General features: G+C 67.9%; 14 protein-coding genes. 4 read left to right on the top strand and 10 right to left on the bottom strand.

Translation table 11 applies throughout. The annotated features are described in order from the left end of the window. The first annotated feature begins 664 nt into the window (after positions 1-664). Entirely contained in the window at positions 665-1,684 is a 1,020-nt protein-coding gene (locus VGB75_06220; protein ID HEY0166622.1) for an FRG domain-containing protein, read from the top strand. 569 nt (positions 1,685-2,253) lie between these two features. Here VGB75_06220 and VGB75_06215 read toward each other — a convergent pair. From VGB75_06215 to VGB75_06195, 5 genes are all read right to left on the bottom strand, one after another. After that, the gene (locus VGB75_06215) at positions 2,254-2,736 is read right to left on the bottom strand and encodes an HNH endonuclease signature motif containing protein (GenBank protein HEY0166621.1); all 483 of its coding nucleotides are present in this window, start codon (positions 2,734-2,736) and stop codon (positions 2,254-2,256) included. Between the two features lie 222 nt (positions 2,737-2,958). Next, positions 2,959-4,230, bottom strand: coding sequence for a DUF2399 domain-containing protein (locus tag VGB75_06210; GenBank protein HEY0166620.1), 1,272 nt, complete (start codon positions 4,228-4,230; stop codon positions 2,959-2,961). Further along, entirely contained in the window at positions 4,227-8,402 is a 4,176-nt protein-coding gene (locus VGB75_06205) for an SbcC/MukB-like Walker B domain-containing protein (GenBank protein ID HEY0166619.1), read from the bottom strand. The genes VGB75_06210 and VGB75_06205 overlap by 4 nt, the downstream gene beginning before the upstream one ends. A 158-nt stretch (positions 8,403-8,560) precedes the next feature. Continuing rightward, positions 8,561-9,976 (bottom strand): DUF2398 family protein, encoded by a 1,416-nt coding sequence (locus VGB75_06200; protein ID HEY0166618.1) that lies wholly within the window; start codon positions 9,974-9,976, stop codon positions 8,561-8,563. Between the two features lie 47 nt (positions 9,977-10,023). Beyond that, positions 10,024-11,706, bottom strand: coding sequence for a DUF2397 family protein (locus VGB75_06195; GenBank protein ID HEY0166617.1), 1,683 nt, complete (start codon positions 11,704-11,706; stop codon positions 10,024-10,026). 518 nt (positions 11,707-12,224) lie between these two features. On the opposite strand from VGB75_06195, the gene VGB75_06190 reads away from it, so the two are divergent. Next, the gene (locus VGB75_06190) at positions 12,225-12,542 is read left to right on the top strand and encodes a hypothetical protein (GenBank protein HEY0166616.1); all 318 of its coding nucleotides are present in this window, start codon (positions 12,225-12,227) and stop codon (positions 12,540-12,542) included. Positions 12,543-12,827: 285 nt separating this feature from the next. On the opposite strand, the gene VGB75_06185 is transcribed toward VGB75_06190, so the two are convergent. Then, a complete protein-coding gene (locus VGB75_06185; protein ID HEY0166615.1) occupies positions 12,828-13,067 on the bottom strand; it encodes a DUF2188 domain-containing protein in 240 nt (79 codons plus the stop codon). Between the two features lie 334 nt (positions 13,068-13,401). Between VGB75_06185 and VGB75_06180 the strand changes: the two genes are divergently transcribed. Beyond that, entirely contained in the window at positions 13,402-14,298 is an 897-nt protein-coding gene (locus VGB75_06180) for a hypothetical protein (GenBank protein ID HEY0166614.1), read from the top strand. 85 nt (positions 14,299-14,383) lie between these two features. Further along, positions 14,384-14,977: a hypothetical protein gene (locus VGB75_06175; GenBank protein HEY0166613.1), complete on the top strand. Its 594-nt coding sequence runs from the start codon at positions 14,384-14,386 to the stop codon at positions 14,975-14,977. Between the two features lie 58 nt (positions 14,978-15,035). Here the strand turns inward: VGB75_06175 and VGB75_06170 are convergent, their stop codons facing one another. The 4 genes from VGB75_06170 to VGB75_06155 all read right to left on the bottom strand — a co-directional run bounded on the left by VGB75_06170 (position 15,036) and on the right by VGB75_06155 (position 20,156). Then, positions 15,036-15,404 carry a hypothetical protein gene (locus tag VGB75_06170; protein HEY0166612.1) on the bottom strand — a complete coding sequence of 123 codons (369 nt, stop codon included), beginning with the start codon at positions 15,402-15,404 and terminating at the stop codon, positions 15,036-15,038. 45 nt (positions 15,405-15,449) lie between these two features. Continuing rightward, the gene (locus tag VGB75_06165; protein ID HEY0166611.1) at positions 15,450-15,686 is read right to left on the bottom strand and encodes a hypothetical protein; all 237 of its coding nucleotides are present in this window, start codon (positions 15,684-15,686) and stop codon (positions 15,450-15,452) included. Positions 15,687-16,176: 490 nt separating this feature from the next. After that, complete coding sequence (locus VGB75_06160; GenBank protein HEY0166610.1) at positions 16,177-18,087, bottom strand: ATP-dependent helicase; 1,911 nt, start codon at positions 18,085-18,087, stop codon at positions 16,177-16,179. Next, positions 18,084-20,156 (bottom strand): AAA family ATPase, encoded by a 2,073-nt coding sequence (locus VGB75_06155; protein ID HEY0166609.1) that lies wholly within the window; start codon positions 20,154-20,156, stop codon positions 18,084-18,086. The genes VGB75_06160 and VGB75_06155 overlap by 4 nt, the downstream gene beginning before the upstream one ends. Positions 20,157-20,722 lie beyond the last annotated feature (566 nt).

The raw sequence follows: 20,722 nt of genomic DNA, 5'->3' as shown, positions 1-20,722 counted from the left end.
CCGCCTCCACCACATCGGTACCAGCCGAGCCACCCCAAACCCCCGTTCTGATACCCATCCAGGACCTCGACGTCCACATCATCGATGCCACCATCGGCGAACTACTTCGCACATCAACCCCGATCACGACTATCAGCCCTCCGGCAACACCCGCTACCCAACCGAAACCAAAAAGGCCGAACCCTTGAGGGTTCGACCAGTCCGGGATCTCTGAGATCACCTGAGTGGGCAAGGGGGGAGTAGCCCACTCGTTCCTGGGATAAATCCCAGCCGAGGGGTTCGAAGCATCGGAGACCCGATCGACGTCTGAGCTGTCTCGATCCACTGTCCGCGCGTCCGGAGGCCCGGCCAGTAGGTCCCCGCTGGCCGGCACAGGGGCGGCGGTCTCGGCTGGCGCGCCCAGGCGCTGAGCGCGTCTCACCGTCGACTGGAACCTGCGCCGAGGCGCTGCGTCGCCCCGCGTCTCGCCACCGCCCATGCCATCAAGTGTCGTTTATAGACGACACTTTTGCAACAGCGATGAGGGGTGCCGCGTGTGCTACCACTGCTGGGCTGAACCAAGCCGGAAGCGGTCATTGCGGGCGTCAATTCCATCGCGCTCTGACCGGCCCACGGCGCTCGCGGACAGATCGACCGATAGTGATCATGCCGCTACGGTGCACTAGTGGAAAAGGAGCGAACCCCGCGCACGGCTAAACCGACCGAGAAGGTAAACGATTCTACGGTTGAGAGCGACTGGTACGGCGACGTTGCCCCGGAGCTGCCGAGGGTGACCTTGGAACGGTTCGGCACCGTGCCTGCGCCGCGCACCCTGGGGGAGTACGTTCAGACGGTCACCGCCATCGCGACCAAGCTGAGCAAGGTCGTCGCCTGGCGTGGGCAGGTCGACGTCAGCTGGGGCGTGCATTCGGGCGCCGCGCGTCGGGTGATGCAACAGCGCTGGATTGAGCCGCGCCCTGACTACATCGGTGGCGTGCTGCGCCGCGCCGGTATGGATGACTCCGAGTTCGAGGAGCTTGATGAGATCTGGCGTAAGGCTGAGCAGCCAGCGGCGGTCAAACGACAGCTTCGCGACTACGAGGCTTCGCTGCTGGATCAGGCACGGGCGGCGGGGCACGACAACGAACCAAACGGTCACCGGCTCGGTGACTTCGAGCTGTTCGGTCTGCTGCAGCATCACGGCGCTGCCACGCCACTAGTGGACGTCTCGCGCAACGCGATGATCGGGCTGTGGTTTGCAGCCGAGACTTTGCCGGAGACCACGGGCCTAGTCATGGCAGTGGCAGATGCCGGTGTCGTGCCGGCGCAGTCAACGATCGAGTCCGCGAACTGGCATGAGGTCCGCGATCGCCTTCCCCAGGGCAAGGCGCTGTGGTGGGTACCGCGACGCATCTCCTCCCGAATGGCTGCGCAGGAGGCTGCGTTCGTCACAACCCCCTTCTGGGATCAGCCGTGGGGCTCGCTGGACCTGCCGGGGACGATCATGTGGAAGTCGGAATCCTCACCGGGCGACCAACCCTCGGTCGCGTTCATCGCGATCGCACCCGAGCTCAAGGCCGCGCTGCATGAGGCGGGCCGACTCGGTGTCACGGCCTACGACGGGACGACGATCTACCCGGACCTACCTGGGTTCGCCCGCTACAACGGCGCGGGCATGGACATCACGATGCCGCGGGTTAGATGAGCGGCCGAGTGCAACGACACCGGCGCCAACGTGGATGCGGTGGCTGCTCCATGCGCCGATTATGACGCGCGAGCAGTGGGCTCCGAAACCATCGGATGCGACCATCGCGGGGAACAAGCGCAACAGCGGTACCTGATCTGCCCTGGTGGCGACAGTCAGGTGAGCGTGTCGAACGCCTTGCGCAGCCGACGAGGACGTCCTTGTCGTTGCGCGCCGCCCGGCACAGGGCACCGACGCGGTTGCCGCTGCAGGCATGCCGCACCACGACCTCCGCTCGGAAGATCGCCGCAGCTCTACGTGTAAGTGACAGCATCGTGCGACCGGTGATGGTGCGGCTCCCGGCCGCGCAACTGCTCGATGAGCTGCCCAAGATGGGCGCTGCGCGCGATGTGCTGGAAGGTGTGGGTTGCCCCCGCTTTTCGGGATGCATCCGACGTGAACCGCCTACTGGACAACCTATGTCCGTGAGCTGCTGAACCTGGTCGCACGTTCGACCATGCGGTTGGCGCTACCCGCTTCCCAGTCGACCGCTCCACATGGGAGTTGCCGCGCTCGGCCTGGATGGAGTTCTACTCGACGGCCTCCGCCGCTACGACCCGATCAACCAGGGCCTTGCCCTTGGAAGTGAGCCGCAGTAAACGGGGACCGAAAGGAGCGCTGAATGAAGGCGAGGTGAGCACCCCGTCTTCTTCATCTGCCCACGTCATCTTCATGGCCTTCGCCTCGTCATCTGGATCCTCAGGTTCGAGGAACCCGTCGAGCAGTAGCGACTCATACATCAGACCGCTACTCCAGTCGAGACAGATCAAAGACTCGGTGGGGTGGCGGCCGAACCACTGCAAGACGCGACGCTCCAGCTCCGTGTACCGAGAACTAAGCACTGCCTGGTTCGCCTTGATCTGCTCGATCACCTGACGCGGGATTTCTCCAGCATCGAACCGAGCATGATCTGTCGGGCACAGCGCGATCAAGTTGCTCGCCTCGTGTTTGTTCACTCTCGACCACGGAATGATGTGTGCAAGCTCAGTTCGGGGTTCTCGACAATTCGGCATGGCGCAGCGGTACCCACTCTCAAGCTTGACCTCTCGCTGAACCGCTGCGGGGATGCCCGGCCGTCCATCTGCCATGCATCCATCATGGTCCAATCCGGGTCGAGTTCGCGGGGTGGACACACTGCGGCACCACGCAGAAGAGATTCAGGGTGCCGAGCCGCATCTGCACGTGAGAGCCGCCTCGTTCGCGCTTTGACGTGTGCGACGAGTTGAATCCTGCTATCAGGGGCGTGCGGGCGGGTGGCCCTCGGCGATGTCGGCCACCAAGTCAGGCAGTAAGTCTTCCTCGTACACCGGCGCACCGCTCACCATGGCTACGCCCAGCTCGGCATCCCAGGGGGTGTCCACCGCGACCACCGCGCCCGCCGGACGGGTCGGCCCAGCCACCGCGAGGTAGTCCGCTGCGCTCATTCGCCACGGCACCGCAGCTGGGGCTGCTTCGAGCAGCGCCCGCACGTGTGCGATGCCGGCTGCGTCGAAGTCCGCCCGCACCGCAATTGACCAGCCAACCGCGGCGAGCGCAGCGATGGCGGAGCATTCGACCGCCGATGGGGTGCCCGAATAGCAGACCACCCGGGCGGGCGACGTCGATCGCTCCTGAGCCAGCGCGTTGGCCGCGGCGAGCACCGACGGGTTCTCGGTGACGAACACCCACTGTTCTTCGGACGCAGGCGCCGCCCACGAGACCGCGGCCAACTCCCGCGGCGGCAGCGTTACCGTTGCCCCCGCCGGGATCGACCACCCGGCCGGTGCCACCCCGGTCACGATCAGGCCGCCGACCAGGTCATCGCAGTCCACGCCCAGGCTCGCCCAGGCAGCTCGGGGTCGTCCGCCGTTGGCCACGCCGCACAGGGCGAGGACAAGCCCGGCGAGGGCGCCGCCATCGAGCGCGTGCGGAGCACCAGGAACAAGGGTGCGCCGGTCGATGCGCGCACCGGGCTCGGGCAGGCGCGCGGCAACCTCGAGTGCCTGGGCAACGAGTGCCTCGGGGTCGGCGGTGCTGAGGATCCGGCTCACCCAGCGGCTGCTGCGCAAGCGCTCGAAGACGGTCTCGAGCCCTACCCGGGCACGCACATGCTCAGGCAGCGCTCGCACCGCCGTCTGCAGGCGTGCGCGCAGGTCGTCTTCCGCACTCGCTCGGTGTGCACGGGCCGCAGCGGTGGCCGCCAACGGCCGCCCGACGGCGTGGGCAACGACCACACCGGGGGTCAGCTGCGGATTGCGCTCTGCGAGCACGGCGGTGAGGCGGGTCAGGTCGACTCGTCTCCGCTGCCCGGCAGCCAGGTGCCGGTCGCCCAGCAGCCCCGCCGCGGCCGCGCGCTGAGCCGGCTCCGCCGGGACGGTCACGGTGACCGCGGCACCGCCGGTCAGGTTTTTGTCGCCGCGGCGGTCAGCTGCGGCCGCGAGAGAGGTCCACAACCACTGCAGGTCTGGGCGGGTCAGGGCTGACAGGTCGGCGCCGGCGCAGGCGCCGGAGCACAGCGGGCATGTCATGGCGCGCTGTCGGCCCGGCCGCCGTCGGACGCCGAGACCAGCGTCTCGATGACGGCCGGGTCGTCTCCGGGCAGGGCGTCGACGCCGCGGATCACCATCGGGAACGCGACGACCGTGCCGTCCGCCCCGGCTTCGAGGTCATGCGCGTCGATGCCGTCCCAGGCTCCCGGAGCCCCGTCCCAGAGGTAGGAGGTGCAGACGACGTCGAGGTCGAGTTCGGCGAGGTAACGGGCCAGGCCTTCGCGGCCGTGCTCGTCGACCTCGGCCGGAACCTCGTCCAACGGGACCAGCCGCAGCCCAGCATCGGCGAAGCGGTCGTAGTTGGCAGCAATCGCAGCCAGCATCGGCGCGAGCACCACTAGGCGGCGCTCGCCGCCGGACAGGCCGGTGCGCGACCCCCACCGGCGTTGGGAGCGGACGCCGCCAGGGCCGGGCCGCTCGACCAGGTAGTGCACGTCGACCCAGTCGCGGATGTCGGCGGCGGTGGCGAGTCGCTCGGTCATGCTCGTGCCGTCGGCCGCGGCAATGAGGGCCTGCAACGCGGTGCCGATCTGCTGCTTCTGCGCCTCAGTGCGGACGGCATCACCGACCGTGCATGACAGCTCCCATACTGTGCGCGCGGTCGCGTCTAGGTCCTCACGCAGGCCGATCTGTACCTGGACGCCGACGCCGGAGGAGGCTTGCGCGGCGCGCATCTTCGCGTTGACCGAAGCCTTCCAGTCCATCAAGGCCGCCCACGCTGTACCAATCGCCGACGGGAGCCGGCCGATGACGAAGTCCCGCAACGCGGTCGCTTCGGCCGCATCGAGCGCGGCGCGAGCCCGGTCCGCCAGGGCGCTGGCCTTCGTGGCAGCGCGCGGCGGGTCGTACTGGGTTTCGGCGTGGGTGAGCACGAACGACTCGAGTTCCTCCAGGGCATCCGGCGGGTCGGCCCGGGCAATCGCCCAGGTCTGGGCTAACGCGGCGCGGACCTCGTCGTAGCGTTCGCCGAGCATCTTCCGTCCGGCCGTTCGCTTGCCGGTCAACAGCGCGTCCACCATCTCCAGCAGCTCATCTCCGGTGGGAAGCGTCGAGCGAGCGGCGTGGTCAGCGTCCGACGCTGAGTTGGCGTCGGCGCGGCGCGCCTGCGTCGGTAGGTCGGCAACGCCGAGCGCGTGGGCGACCGGAGGAAACGACAGCAGCGCAATTAGATGCGCTTCGGAGGCGACCTGCCGCGGGTGCACCGAGGCGAGCGCGGCAGCGGCGGCAGCAAGCTCGGCCTCACACCGCGACGCTGTCGCCGCCGCGGTCTTTTCGGTCTCACGTGCCGGCGGCAGGTCCTTTTCCAACCGGCTCGCCCGGGCTGAGACTTCCGCGAACCGGCGTACCGCGTCGTCGCTGTCGCCGGGGGTCTCCGCCTCGGTCAACAGTGCCTGCGTTTGCGCGGCCGCGTGATGGGCGGCTTGCGCGCCGGAGGCGGCGCGGGCAAGCGCGGTCGCCACCTCCTCTTCGTTCGGAACAGCGGCGACCGCACGCCGCAGGCGAACGGTCACTCGGTCGCGAAGCCGGTCCGCAGAACGCGTCATCGCCGTCGCGGTAGCGCGATCGGTGTCCATGCGCATCTGCAGCTCGCGGGGGTCGGAGGGCATATTCATGGCGCGTGCCCGGTCGAGCCAGTCCTCCAGCAGCCGGGCGTGCTCGGTGGTCTTGGCGTCGGCCGTCTCACGGGCCGTGGCCGCAGCACGTTCCAGCCCGGAGGCGCGTTCGGTCTCGCCGGCCCGGCGGCTTTCGGCCTTGACCAGGGCGCTCCGGGACGGAAACGAAGCCGCCTGGGATCGCACGGCGTCGCGGTCGCTCCGATGGCCGGCGGCTGTGGCGAGGTGCTGCTGCGCCTGGTGGTCAAGGGCGCTCGCCTGGTCCTCGAGTTCCGCTGCTCTGGCGAGGGCACGGGCCAGGCGAGTGCGGGCTCCGACGTGCCCTGCAGCAGGGAGGAGCTGCCCAGCAGCGGCCATGGCGGCGGTGGGATCGCCTATCAGCGGGCCGGCGGCGTAGGTGCCGTCGCGGCCAATGACGAGGCCGGCGCCCGCGAAGGCAGCGTCGGCCAGACCGATGCGTGCGAGTACCGCGCGGGCGCTGTCCGCGTACGGGTGCTCGGGGTTGACGGCGAGGACGGCCGTGAGGTTGAGCTCGACCGGGTCGCCGCTGGCGGAGATCGTCCATGTGTCGGTCGCCGCGCCGTCTGCGCTCAGGTGTGCGCCGAGGATGCCGGCGGCCGCTAGCGCCAACTCCAGTCGCGACCGGCTGGCGTGCAGCGCGGGGTAAGCCTGCTCATCGTCGGCGTCCCCGCCGGCAGCGGCTTGGGGCCGCTGCGTGCGCTCGGGCCACTCCAGCGCGGCCCCGAATGCTGTTTCGTCGTCGCCAGGTCCGGCCCACTCTGGGCGGGGCAGCGGGAGTAGCTGCCCCGCTCGCAGTGCGCTCGCCTGTTCGCGCAGCTCGCCGGCTTGCGTGGTCGCTGCCGCCGCTGCGGCGTCGGCCGTTTTCGCATCCGCGTCGTGGCCGGCGGCAAGCGCTTCGCCGGCGCGTAGTACCGCGTGCGCCCATTGGTCTGCTTCGGTGAGCACGGCTGAGGGTTCGGCCGCGGCGAGGACGGTGATGTCGTCGGCGTCCCAGACGGCGAGGTTGGCCTCGATGGGCTTGCCCAGTCCACGCAAGTGGGGGTGGCGCGGTGCCCAATCCACGATGTCGGCAAGCAACGTTCGAGCGGCGTCGCGGGCGGCGGCCTGTGCGGAGTCAGCCGCTTGCCGGGCGCGGTCGTGCTCGGCCTCGGCGCTGTCGGCGGAGACGCGGGCCCGAGTTGCTACCTGTTCGGCGGTGTCGACGCCTTGACGGTCGCGCAATAGCAGATGGGCCCGTCCAGCGTTCGCTTTCGCTACGCCGGCGGCAGCGGTCCAGCGGCGGCCGAGTTGGTCGAGGGTGTTGGGGTGGAAGGTGACGTCCAAGCCCGGTCCGGGGTCGGCGACGGTGTTGGCGACGGCGCGAATTCCACGGGGCCGGTCGTGCCAGCGCACGATGGTGTCGGTCGCGGTAGGTGGCGCGCCGACGGCCGCGGCCTCCCGGGCGAGCTCGGCGAGCTCATCTGATGCGCTCTGTAGCTGCTCGCGTGCGGCGCTGGTGCGCTCGCGGGCGCGGGTGGCTGCTTCGGCGAGTGCGTTGGTCAGCGCGGCCACGGTGGCGGTTTCCGCTTCGAGCCGGCCGCGCAAGTCGCTGATACGCCCGTGGGCTTGGTAGACGTCGGATAGTTCGATGGCGCGCGCCGCCGCGCGCGCCTGCGTCAGTTCGCCGTCGATCCGGTTGGCTGCTTCAGCGGTCCGCTCGGCCGCGGTCGTGGCGTCGGCTAGGGCGGCCTCCGCGGTGGTGACGGTGGCGGCGCGCTCGCCGACCTCGGTCGCCGCGTCCAACGCGGCCTCGTGCGCGGCGCGGGTGACTTCGACGACGTGCCCGGCCCATGCGCGCGCGAACTCTGCGAGGGCGGCGGCGGCGTGCTCGTCGGCTTCGAACGCCTCACGAGTGGCCTCCGATTCGGCCAGGGCGTCGGCGGTCGCGGTGAGAACGTCCGGTGATACACCAGGTAACGATTGTCGCAGCGCGTCCGCGGCGCCGGCGGGCGAGACCTCGCCAAGCAGGCTCGGGTTGCGTATCTGACGCAGCCGCTCGGCGAGGTCTCGCAGCTCGCCGGCGCTGGTAGCCCACACGCGCGCGGCCAGGTGCTCGACGTACTCCTCGGGCGTGTCGAACACCTGTCCGCCGACGTCCTGGACGCGTGAGCAGAACTCCTCGTGTTCGAGCGCGCTGCCACCGGCGCCGGTCAGGCTCAGCTCGCGCAGCGGACGGCCGGGCAGGGTGAACGGGACGGGTTTGACTGCCGGTGCCGAGCTCGGCGAGTACTGCAGCCGAACGCCGAAGCTCACCGTGCTCTGCCCGGGTGCCCTCGCCACTTCACTGTCCGGGGTCGCGAACGTCAGCCACAGGTAGCCGTACCGGCGGCCGCGGGCTGGTCCCCCGTCGGCCATGAGCTGCTTGAGTGTCGTCTGGCGTGCTTTGCCGGCGCCGAGCTTGGCGGCGTTCAAGTCGAGAAGATACGGCCACAGCGCCTCAAGCGCGGTGGTCTTGCCGGCCCCGTTCGGGCCGCGCATCAGCAGCCGTCCTGACGGCGCGGGCAGCTCGAGGGTGCCGTACCGCCACACGTCGAAGGCGCCGGCGCCGACCAGGCGCCATCGACCGCCGAACCGGTCGCGACACCCGGCGGGCGGCGCGGGCAGCTCGAGGGTGAAGTCGAGATCGAGCATGTCGCTCACGCAGGCGGCCCTTCTGCTGACGGCGTCCAACTCGCGGTGCCAGCGTCGGTCTCGGCGATGGTGCTGAACAGGTCCTCGCCCGCAGCGGTGCCCTGCGACGACACCGACGGCGAGCCCGCTCCGGCCTGTGCTCGCGAGCCTGCCTCACGGCGGGCGCGGTGCCGGCCCGCCACTGGTGTCGCGGTGCCTTCCTCGGACCAGCGGCCGGTCACCGGCGCGAACCACCACATGATCTCGCTACCGTGCTCCGGGTCGGGACTTCCGATGTCTGCGGTCAGAGCGGCTGCGTCGGTGACGGTTCGCGAGCTGTGCGCTGCGGTGATGCGGGCAAGGTTGGCGCCGGTGAGCAGATCCGCGACGCGGTCGGCCAGCAGCGCTGGGTCGGCGGCGTATTCGGCGCCCCAGCCGCCCCTGCCACTGATGTTGTCGGCGGCGAACGTGGCGAGCGCGGTGCGCACGTCCTGCCCGGACAGCCCACGCCAGCCCGGTCCGGGGCCCGTGGTGCACCCGTGAATCGAGGCGTGCTCGACCAGCAGCAGTGCCGCGTGGGCGACGGTGCCCGGGACCGGGAAAGGGACCGGGCCCAGTTCGCGGAAATGCCGGTACCCCTGCTCCGGCACGACGAATGCGGCGCCTTCGGCGCGGCGCTCCAGGGTGAGCCCGAACGCCGCGGCCAGCGGGGCGCCGTCGTCACCGCGTACGCGCTGGCTGAGCCAGGCCGCTTCAGCGTCGTCGAGGTCTGCGGCGTGCACGCAGGTATCGTCGATGAGCGTTCGTCGCATGCGCCGGGCGGTGTCCGGTTCACGGTGAACCTGTGCCAGCCAGGCGTGCGGGTCGACCGCGGGATCGATCGTGCCGGGGTTGGCGACCACATGCGCCAGGCGCGTGTGGTGCACCGCGAGCAGTACCGGGGCGTGCTCGTCGGCCAGGTACCCGTCGAGGTCGCCATCGAGGCGTTCGACGATGCCGCGCTCATCGAGCATGCGCAGCGCGGCGACGATCGCGCGCCGTTCGCCGATGTCGTTGATTGCCGGCACGCCTGCTTCGGCGGCGGCCGAGCGGGCAGCGGTGACGAGCTGGCCGATGCCGACGCGCGGTGGCATCGATTCAGCCGCGGCGACCAGAAGGAAGAACCAGCATGCCTCGGCCGGTTTGGGGCCCCGGGCTGCCCAGACGTCCGGTCGGGGCGGCGGGCTCTTGCGAAGCCGGACCAAGTCACGTTCGACGACCAGCAACCACCCCATGCGGGCTAGCGCCGAACGCAGCGCGCTCTCGTTGCGGCGCACCGCGACGATCGCCTCGTCGTTACGGCCGCCGGCCAGCCATGGTGTAGCCGCTAGGCGGCGAAGCAGCGCCGCGACTTCGTCATCCGCCTCGGGCCGCCACGCCTTGCGCCGGCGCGGCTCGGGCACCGCCGCGTAACGTTCGCTGGCAGCGGCCGCGTCCGGCGCTGGCGTGCTCACGCTGCCCCCTCCTGGCTATCGCCGGCGCTAACGGTGGTCGGCCCTGGCTGGTGGTTCCAGGTGATTGCGACGCGGCCGCCAGGGTCGGCAACCGGCGTGAGGTCGGACAGGACTGCTAGCGCCTGTGGTGCCGGGCGTTGGCCCAGGCGATGGAACAGCGGGATCCGCCCCGGCAGCAGCACCGACCACGTTGGCGCACGGATCGCGCCGATGCCGGTTCCGGTGTGGATCAGGGTGCACGCGAGCCCGCCGGCGGCGCCGGTCCGGCGCGGGCCGGAGACGCCCGCGCGGGCCGCGGTCATCAGCGCGGCCAGCGCGGCGCGGGCGGCCGGTTCAGGCAGCTGCTGACCGGGTGACCAGGCGAGCACTGCCGCGACGGCGGCGCTGTGCGCGGCTTCGCGGCGGGCGCGAGCAGCAGCGACCTCTGCGCGGGTGCCGGCGTCATCACGTGGTGCCGCTCCGCGCCCGCGTGGGCCGGACCGGCCTTGGGTTCGCAGCAGCGTCGGGACCGGCACCTGCGGGCCGCCGCGCCAGGACGGGTTGCGCCCGGCGTCGTCCTCATCGGCCTCGCCGTACAGCTTGCGCCAGCTGTGATCGCCGACGGCAGCTTGGAAGACCTGCACGCCGATGTCCGGGGTGAGCACCGCCCGCGCGAGTGACAGCGCGCGGCTGCGGCTGGATGCGGTGCGCGCCGAAGAGTGCAGCCGGCGCAAGTTCGCATGCATGCTTGGCAGGGTCCGTACCAGCCGGAGCGCGAACCGTGCCGCGCGGCCGGTGCTCGGGTCGAACCAGTCGACCAATCCCTCCCAGTCCTCCACTCGCCCGCCGCGGGAGGCGCTCAGGGTGCCGGCGACGATCAGCTCACGGGCTTGCGACGCGGACACAGCCGCGTCCGCCAGAGCAGGAAACCACGCAGAAAGCGTGCGCAGTGCGCTGGCGGCGCGGGCGGAGCCGGTGTCGAGTTCGGTCGCGACTCGGCTGGCGTAATCCACCAGTAGGCCTTTGAGTTCGGCTGTGGCCTCATCGTCGAGGTCGAACCGATCGGCGAGGCCGGTCAATGCGTCTTCGGCGCCGACCAGTGCCGTGTCCAGATCGTCGTGGCTGGTGAATGCGATCCCGGCGGCGTCCACGCAGGCCGCGTCGACTCGGGCCAAATCCGCCGGTCCGGCGCCCAGCGACGCGGCGAGGGTCTCCAAGTTGGTGACGACGCGGTTCAGCGATGCGATCGGAATCTCGCGCATGGTGGGCGTGCCGGCGAGCACGGTGCGCCAGAAGCGATGTACCTGGCGGCCAGTGGGGCTGGCGGTGTAGCGCCAGTTGCGCGCGAGCAGCTCGACGTAGCGGCGCGCGCGGGAGGTGTCCGAGCGTGCCGAGACTGCTCCCGCCTCAGTGAGCATGTCCAACCGCGACTCGACCGTCCGCACGTCCAGCTCTCGCCCGGCGGCGGCGAGCGAGGCGGCTATGTCGGCGCCGGACAGATCGGTGACTGATGCTTCGAGCACGTCCATGATGGCGATGTAGTCGTCGGCCTCGGGCCACAGCAAATAGCCGACGACCCGGCGCGAATCTGCTGGTTGAGTGGCACCGGCCGTCGCGGCGGCACCTCCACCGGAGTCGGAGGTTGGCCGGGGGGCGGCGGTGCTGTCGGACCGGTTCGCGAGCGCATCCTGCTGGGGCAACGCGCTTGTAGTGGGCAGCACAGAAGCGCTCGGGGCGCTGCCCGGCTCACCATGCGGCCGACCCACTAGTCCTCCCATCGGCTGCCCGCCCAACCTCCTGCGGTCGTGCGATTTTCGGTCACAGTCCGTGCACGACACGGTAGATCTACAGACCGACAGTTCGCGCCTCATTGATCGGATTGACCGCTTGCGACCGCCGGCCCGGTGATGAAGCCGCGCCGCGCAAGTTGATCGACAGGGGCAGATGTGGCCTGTGGGCGTGATCAGGTTGAGGTGTGGAACGGCCGCCCGATGTTTGAGTTGCGCAGGGTTGGACAAGTCCGTCTGGACCAGCGGCTCGGGTGCCGGGAGCTGGCCGATAGCCTGGCTGGCATGAGTTCGCGTGGTGATCTGTTCGCCTGTTTTGGTGACGGGACTTGGCCCGGTGTGGCCGAACACGGCTTCGAGGGCACTGCGGGCTGGGTGCCGCTGGGGCGTCTGCCGACGGGAGCGGGAGTCGAGGCAGGCTTTGGGACGCTGTGCAGCTGCAGACCCGCGGTGGCGGCCGCAACAGGTGGAAGCTCCGCGTCGACTTTTACGCCCACGTGCAGCGCGACGGCCCGGCCTTCGATCGCGTCAACTGCGACGTCGCCGAGGCGGAACCGTTCTGGCTCGGACTGCATCCATTCAGCGGTACCCCTAGTCTGTACGTCACCAGCGCCCGCGTGAAACGGGCGAAGCCGATCCACAGGTTTGCGCCGCACCCCGGAGCGATCGTGTCCGACGACATGACCGTTCTCGGCTTCCGCTTGTCGCTGGCCACCGATGGCACGTACTTCGAGACTGTCCGGCGCTGACAGCGCACGTGTGGATGCTCTCGTACGAGACGGCCGCGAACCGGCCGAGCGCACCCGGGTCGGTCATCGCCGAACGGTCGGCAGCCAGCAGCGTCGAAGAGCCCCGCTGCTCGACCGTCACCGTGGCGTCGGGGTCCTTGTCAGGCGACGTAGAAGTCCCCGCTGGCTAGCAACGGCGGCGTTGATGTGGCCGGTCTGTGTCGCTTGCGAGGTCGGCTGCCCCATTCTGCGGCAGCCGACCTCCGCCGGGTAGCCTCTCCGGGCCCACCGCGGCTGTGCTGGCGCTCAACCCTTGCTGGAGCGAGGATCGTTGCCGGGCTTGATCGTGTCCTGCGACCGGATCTCGCCGTTCAAGCCACGAACGAGCAGTTCGCCGCCGCCGTCGTTGCCGAGGATCTCGCGGGCGCGCCCGATGCCCTCGGCTTGCGTGTCGACGATTGCGCTGGCGCGGCTGGCTCCAGGCTCACGAACCTCGGTCTTGCCGTCAGGGCGTCGCTGCACGATGCGCTTGTTCACTTCTGACATGGGTATTTTCCGTTCTCCTTGCCAGCGGCCCGGTGCCGCTGTTCCTGCGCGCAGTACAGCACGGGGGTACGACAACTGCGCTGCGGGAATGCCTTGACTCGGATTGACCGCGGGCAGACTATGAACCTGGACCCTCGACAAAACGCGTGAAGGGAGGCCATGGATGACTCCGCATGTCGAAATGCATCCAGGTGATCCCCAAAAGCGTCCCGTGAGGAAGTGGATATGCAGCTGCGGCGAGGCGTGGACTTCGGTGCAGAAGAGAAGCTGCATGAAGTCGGAACCCGACGACCCGCCGGGGACCCACGACGTGACCGAAACGACTTGAGTCCAGATGCTGGATCGCATCGCTAGCGTCCTGGAACGTCGATTCCTTCTCAACGCACTCGTCCCCGTCGGGTTGTTCTTCGGCGGCTATGCCTGGCTGCTGGAGTGGGCGCGCGGCCGCCTCGCCCACGACGTCGCATCGTGGTCGCAGGCCAGCAGCGCGACGAAGGTGCTGCTCGTGGCGGCATTCTTCGGCGTCACCTGGTTTGCGGCAGGATTCCTGTCCAACCAGTGGCGAAATGTCATCCGTGTCTATGAGGGATATCAATTCCGCGGCCCGCTCAAGCCCTTGGCGGCCCTCGGAACAAACGCGCACCGTGAACGCTGGCTGGCGATGGACCAGGCTGGAATCGCCTTCTACGCGGAGTACCCGCTGGACCCCTACCAGGTGCTGCCGACCCGGCTCGGTAACGTCCTGCGAGCCGCCGAATACTACGCAAGCGACCGTTACGGCGCGGACTACCTGCTGCTGTGGACGCGACTGGGGCATCTCGTTCCGCAAGGTGTCCGCGACGACATGGAGGACTATCGCGCGAATCTAGAGTTCCTCGTTGTCGCAGCCGCAGGCTTCGTCACCTTCGGTTGCCTGGGCGCAGTCACCGTTGCTGTCACCGGTCACGGCCCACTGCTGTTCCTGGCCTTGCTCGTGGGAGGTGCGGTGCTGTCCTACGTCGGGTACGCGGCCGCGATCGAAACGGCTAAGGGCTACGGCGAGGCGATGCGGGCAAGTTTCGACTTGTTCCGCAACGAGTTGCTGATGCGGCTGCGCTGGCCTATCCCGACTGACCCCGCCACGGAGATGCGGACATGGAAGGAACTGTGCGACTTCCTCTACCTCGGCGAAGCCCGCACCACCCAGTACGCCAAGGCGTGGATCGACGTCGACCCGGAGCGGCTGTACTGACGGCGTGGTGCCCACCGTTGCCAGCGCACGCACCTACCCTGGCCGATGTCTGAGGTAGGTACCAGCAGGGAAGGCGTCGCGGCCGATGAGCGGTATCCCGCCACCATCGCAACCGAGACGAGCGTTGGGTATCCGGTTGTCCTACCTGGCGTGGTTTCTCCTGGGCTGCACCGCTGTCGTCGGCTTCATCGCCACCAGCTGGCACCACGGACCACGCCTGATACAGGTGCCGACCGCCTCCCATCCGATAGCGGCTTTCACCATCCTAGGCAGTAACGACCTGCATTTGACGTGGATACCGGACAACCGCATCCCCGCACTAGCGTTGAGATCTCTTCCAGACGGGCACCGGGTCACGCTCGTCGACCTCGCCCCGGATGCCCCAATTCCAGCGTCCGCGCTCGGTCCTGACGCCGGTCAGCAGACGGGCCATCTTGTCGTCACCGGTGTACAGATCAGCGCGGCCGCTGCCCTGAACGGAAGCCTGCGCGCCGGAGATCGAGTCACGATCGCCGCCACCAATACCTCGGCCCAGGCCCAAAACGTGCTCGTCGTCCAGATCGCCAAGACCTCCAATACCGACCATCCATACGCCGTGACGCTCGGCTTTGCGCGCGCCATCAGCCCACCGCTGCTGAAAGCGTGCGGGTCCGGCGCAATCGCACTCCAGCGCAACTAACGCGCCCGCGACCAGGGTCGCGTCCCCGCTATACCGGCTTCCCAGCTCCGTGGCAGTGCTACTGCTCGTCCAGAATGGCCAGCGCGATACGGAACAGGGCTCCGGGACAGCGCCGCCCCTCGATCTTGAGCAGGTGGTGATGGATCGTCTCACCAAGCGTGGGGCAGTCCGATGCGGCCGCGCGGTGGGCGAAGTGCCGCAACCCACGGGAGGACACTCTGGCCGTCATCGGTGCCGTGCAGGCCCGGCACGTCAGTGGTGCCAGCGGCTTGACCTTATGAATGTCCTCCCACCGCACGGATGCGCCGAGCTCATCGGCGGTGGCATCCAGCAGGCCGTCATCCTTGGCGGCGCGGCCGCCGGTTGATGTGAGTGCCGTTTCGACGGGTTCTGTGACCAGCGCGACACACCCATGCGAAGGGTTCAACTCACGAGTGAAGTCGCCAGGTACACGTCGCAAAAGGGGTCGAGCCTAGTCGTACTCGCCAGGCTTCGGGCGCAGAACTCGGTCGAGCTCGACGCCGTGCTCACGAACTGCCCCCTCGAAGGTGCCGGCGGTAGTTGAGATCGACGGCATTAGGTCAGCAATTAGTCCAGTTAGCTCGTGCCGGTACTTGAGCGAGTCGGGCAGTCGGTCCTGCAGGGCTGTCACGCAGGCAACGATCTGCAGGAGCGCCATGCCGTCGATACTGTCCTCGGACGAACCCATGTACCGATGCTCCTCGTATGAGATCGAATCTTGATGAAGAAGACCCTACATCTCTTGAATTGGGCCGGTTTGGGTATCCCGTTACGTTGAAGGAACTGGTCCCGCGCACGCTTGAGCAGCTTCGCGCAGGCTGTTCGGTTGTCATCCACGCCCGAGTTGGATCGGGATACTCGGTGGTGTGCGACGCGGTGGGGATCCCGAGCTCGGGTCGAAGCATTGCCGTTCCTCGCCGGCCGGCAGCCGGTCAGGTCCTGCTGCTCCTGCCGATGCGGCTTACTCCACAGCAACGTGATGAGGTTGATGCAGAGTTCGGAGGCCGCGCTGGTCGTGCGCTAGTCGGGTGTCCGCTGGGCTTCGGGTGGCTGTTGAAGGGGGAGGGGTTCTCTTTCAAGTTCTAGCGTGACGGAGCCTCAATGCGCCGCCCGCCGACAGGCGGCCGCAAGGGCAGACAAGCAGAGCTGATGAAGTTGCCGGTGCATACGGGGCTCAATTAGGCCCAGTGCGTCTCTTGCGCTCCGGCTTCGGCGAGCATCGCGTAGAGGTCGGCGATCCCGCTGCGGCGCCAATCCGCGCCGGTTGTGGTGAAAATTATGCGTTGCGCAGCTCGGGAGAGGCCGACGAAGAATGTCGAAGTACTCTCATCACGATCCCGGGCATGGGCCCACCATCGGTCGTCGTCCATGCCGACGAAGAACACAGTGTGGTACTCCAAGCCTTTGCTGCGGTGCACGGTCAGCAGGCTGACTGCATCACGAGCTTCGGCCGCCTCGAGCGCGTCGCTCCAGGTCACCGCGCCGCGAAGCGCCTCCGCCAAGCGTGCCGCAATCGACTGCAGCAACTGCGTCGCGTTGTCCTCGCCGCGATGCTGCGATCGAACGAAGGCGTCCACATCGCTGACAGCCGGTCCCAACGCTCGGACGACGACGTCGGCCGCATCTGCCGTCGCTGGTGCGTTCTGCGACTGCCAGATCCGTAGTTCGCGCACGAAGTCTGACAGCTCGTTGGACAAATGCAGTTCGGCGTCGTTGTCGTCGATGCCGCGGATCCGTCCGAAGACGGCCAGGATCTCGAGCCAGACCTCGCCGAGACCTCGGGACTGGGCTGCCATCTGCAGGGTGCCGAAGACGTAGCGGGTGAGGTCATGTTTGAGGATGTCTTGCAGGCTGAAGTGGCCGTACTTGCGGTCGTCGTTTCGGAGCTGGAGGCCGTACCTGGCCAGTTCTTGACTCAGGCGTTGCTCCCAGTCGCTGACCTTCTGCCGTCCGAGGACGGCGAAGTCGGCCGCGGTGCGGTTACTGCTGGCGATGTCGGTGGCGATCCAGTGCGCGATATGAGTAGCTTCGGTGCTGTCGTTGCCGTAGCTCCAGATGCTCGCTGCGACATGCCCTTCCTCGACGGGCGCTTTCGATACCGGCTCCACGACGTCGGAGTCGAGCCGGCCGGCGATGATCTGCTGTAGTTGGACGAGCGCCGCGCTGGAGCGGAAGTTCCACTGGGGGTCGTACCGGGTAGCGCCGAACTGCGCCATGTACTGGTCGACGGCGTTGGGCAAAGCGCCTGCGAAGCCCATGATGCGCTGCTTGCGGTCGCCGACAACGGTGATGGTTGCGCTGTCGCCGAAGACTGCATGCAGAAAGTCGAGTTGGGCGGCTGTGGTGTCCTGGAACTCGTCGACGAACACGAATGGGTAGGTGATTTGCAGCGCCCGCCGAATGGATGGGCTGGTTCGGACGAGAAGCTCAGCGAGTCGGTTGATCATGGTGAATTCGAGCAGCTGCGGGTCCGCGTCGCGGTAGTTCTCCTTCCACCATCGCCACGCCATGTAGGCGTCCGCAGTGTGCGGCGGGGTTTGCGTGTCAGATGGCAGCCGCCAGGTGCCGACGATATCGGTGAGGAACTTGTCCGAGTCCAGTGCGTAAATCTGGGACTGTAGGTCTGCAGGTGCGTTCTGACCGTGCCAGGTGATGAAGTCACTGACGGCACGCGGTTTCGGGAAGCTGATCGTGTAGTCGCTGCGCAGCGTCCAGGCCGTCGGCAGCGCCGGCCGGAACCGGCCGATGAGACCTTTGGTAAACGAGTCGAACGTCATGGACACCAGGCGGCCGCCGAAGTCGGGAAGCCTAGCGTTGACGCGACGGGTCAGATTCGCGGCAGAATCTCTTTTGAAGGAGATGGCGAGGATGCGCTGAGGCGGGCGGCACAGGCCGGTTTGGAGAAGGTAGGCGGCGCGTTGGGCGAGGAATTCGGTTTTGCCGGCACCGGGGCCGGCGATGACGGCGACGTTGCCAGGGTCACGGATGGCCTGGTCCACGGCTGGTTCAATCTTGTCGACATCGAGAGGTACCCACCCCGCCTTGGTAACGAAATTGAAGGTCGGTGAGGGGAGCTGGGGGGATGTCATAGGTCCAGCTCGATCCGGATGTGCTCCACGAGTTCACGCAGAAACCGTGGCGGACGGCGCAGTTCTGCCCTGCTGAGTCTGTTCAGCGCTCGCAGGTGGGTGCTGGGCTTGGACCGGTTGAGAAATAGATACCGGTACCAGCGCAGCAACGCTTGTTGATTCTCCAGATCCTCCGCGTCTTCAGGGATCCAATAGGTGGCCGCCGCCTCAGTGAATTCCGAGCCGAGGACGGCGTCGGTCGCGTCGCCGTCACCCGGCCCCCGCTCGTGCGCATCCAAGGCCTTGTAGGCCGTCGGGTAGTGGCGCAGCATGGCCATGTCGAGGTCGAGAGGACTGGCAAAAAATACTCCGAACTTCCGCAGGTGCTTCACGACAGTCAACATGTCGTTGTAGTCCATGTCATCGGTTACGTCGTCGGGGCTGCCGATGCCGGCGAGGCCGGACAGCACATCGATCCCGTTGTCGATGAGCAGCCGGCAGGCGTTGCGGAGCCGGGCTGGGCCGGCCCCGATGCGGCCGAAGTCGAGGTCGAGCAGGGTGGCGTGCGGGATGTGCAGGTCGTTGAGCAGCCGCCAGAAGTGGTTGGTGTGCCGGCCACCGAGCGGCACGACGGCCACGAACGACGGGTCAAGTTCGATGCCGCGGGCCTGCGCAACCCGGGGGATGATGAGGTTCTCAGTTGCACCTTCGCCGAGGACGACGAATTTGGCGAAGTACAGTTCGGGGTGGGCGCGGACTGCTTCGCGGACATACTTGCTCGCCTCGGCATCGCCGGTCGGCAGTGTGATGGGGCAGACCGTTCCGGTACCGGTAGTCGGGTCCAGTCGGAAGTAGCGGACATTGCCGGGGTAGATGCGGTTGAGGACGCTGGGCGAGTGACTGGCCAGGAGTGCCTGGGCCCGCTCGCCCGAGCCGAGGTCGAGCAGTTGGCTGACGATCCGAGATAGGTAGAACGGCGACAGGCTGTTTTCCGGCTCCTCGACCGTCAGCACGGTCAAGACCGGCAGCCGGAGAGAGAACGCATCGAACGTGCCGGCACTGCCGGTCACGATGTCGTCTTCCAGATCGAGGGTGGCCGCGGTGAGGGCCAGATGGAGCAGCGACCGTTGCCCGTCGCTGAGCAACTGAGCCGGCCGGTGCGTGGTGGAGTTGTCCGGTTCGAAGACGAGTTTGGCGCCGCGGAGCAATGCAGTGATGTCGGCGTCGACGGGCTGGAATCGGGGAGTGGCGTGGGTGCCGGCTCCGTGGAGTTCGGCCCACCGGGTGGTGAGAGCTGTTTCGATGGCGGTCGTTGCCGGTTCGTCGTGGAAGGCTTGGCGCAACTCGTCTGCGCTGGTTGTGACGAGGTCGCGCAGCTCTTGTGACCAGTGGGCTGCGCGCCAGAGGCGGCCGCGGAGGAACGCGGTGACGTGGCGGGCCCCGTCGCGGGATGCGGGGACGTAAAGCACCTGGATGCGGCCGCGCTCGCTAGCCGGGAGCTTGACGCGTAGCTGCTCGTCGTACACGGGTTCCAGGGTCGGAATGACCCAGCACGTTGTCTCGATGGCGCCGTCCATGGTCCCGTCGTCCTGCCAGCGCGACTCCAGGCGGATGCGGCATTTAAGGGTGCCGTCCTCGGCGGCTGCCATGCGGTGGAAGAACTCGGGTACTGCACGGGTGTCCTCGGGGTCGTCATCGTCGAGTTCGGGAAAGCTGAGCAATACCTCGATGCTGAGTGTCCGCTCGGGTCCAGTTCTGCTCGCCGTGTCGCTGTCGGCGCCTTCGCCCGTGGTCATCTGTGGGTCGACTGCGACCTCGACGTCACCCCCGGGGGCCTCGTCGTCACCTCCCGCAGTGTTGTCTTCGGCACTCTCGCTGCCCGTTGCCGAAGCGGCGATATGGAAGTCCCTGAGGCGGACGGTGCGTTCCTCGGCGGTGACGCCAAATAGCCGCAGCAGGGCCTGACATGCGGCGGTCTTCCCCGTGCCGTTCGAGCCGATGAGGGCGGTCACCTCGGGCTCCAAGTTGATGACGGTGGCTTCCGGTCCGAAGCATTGAAAGTTCGTTAGGGTGACGGATTCGATGTGCATGCTGCGCCTTCGTGTTGGGGCTAGCTCGGCATGGTCCGGCGCTCACCCTACGCAGCGCTGTGCCGATTCGCCCCGATTCATCTCTGGTGTTCAAGCAGTTGCTGTGGCGGGTGGGCTCGTACCGGCAACGCCGTGCGCGAGACCCGGGCACGGGCACGAGGCAACGGGGTTCAGGCATTTCGGTGGTGCACTGCGGGGCTGCGGATGGGTCCATTGTCATGACGGTCGACCGCCATGATTTCGATGTCGTCGATACCAAGAGCGAGACCAGCCGAGCGTTGACCATATCGCCGATTCGGCCATCACTGAGATGCTGGCGACTGTGCCCGGCATGTCGCACCGCCAGCTCGCCGCCCGGCTGGGTATCTCTGCTCAACGAGTCGATCAACTAGCGAAAAATCGCGCGTGCTGGTGGGCGTCCCTGAAGCTAACCGCTGTATGCCGTTATCGAGCCGGGACTGCTGCTGCTTCAGCCGGGCAGCCGTTCCCACCAGTCATCAACTCCCAGCCGATAACCGAGCGTCGTCTCGGAGCGGTCGGAGGATAGGTGAAGAAGTTACGGTCGC

Origin of the sequence: Jatrophihabitans sp., assembly GCA_036399055.1 — a bacterium.
GTDB lineage: Bacteria > Actinomycetota > Actinomycetes > Mycobacteriales > Jatrophihabitantaceae > Jatrophihabitans_A.
This window is presented reverse-complemented; position numbering and strand designations above follow the sequence as displayed.

Coding starts and splice junctions, on each gene's coding strand:
- VGB75_06185 (HEY0166615.1), bottom strand. CDS start 13,067: ATGTCAGAAGTGAACAAGCGCATCGTGCAGCGACGCCCTGACGGCAAG.
- VGB75_06180 (HEY0166614.1), top strand. CDS start 13,402: ATGCTGGATCGCATCGCTAGCGTCCTGGAACGTCGATTCCTTCTCAAC.
- VGB75_06165 (HEY0166611.1), bottom strand. CDS start 15,686: ATGGGTTCGTCCGAGGACAGTATCGACGGCATGGCGCTCCTGCAGATC.
- VGB75_06210 (HEY0166620.1), bottom strand. CDS start 4,230: ATGACATGCCCGCTGTGCTCCGGCGCCTGCGCCGGCGCCGACCTGTCA.
- VGB75_06175 (HEY0166613.1), top strand. CDS start 14,384: ATGAGCGGTATCCCGCCACCATCGCAACCGAGACGAGCGTTGGGTATC.
- VGB75_06160 (HEY0166610.1), bottom strand. CDS start 18,087: ATGACATCCCCCCAGCTCCCCTCACCGACCTTCAATTTCGTTACCAAG.
- VGB75_06205 (HEY0166619.1), bottom strand. CDS start 8,402: ATGCGCGGCCCGAACGGGGCCGGCAAGACCACCGCGCTTGAGGCGCTG.
- VGB75_06155 (HEY0166609.1), bottom strand. CDS start 20,156: ATGCACATCGAATCCGTCACCCTAACGAACTTTCAATGCTTCGGACCG.
- VGB75_06215 (HEY0166621.1), bottom strand. CDS start 2,736: ATGCCGAATTGTCGAGAACCCCGAACTGAGCTTGCACACATCATTCCG.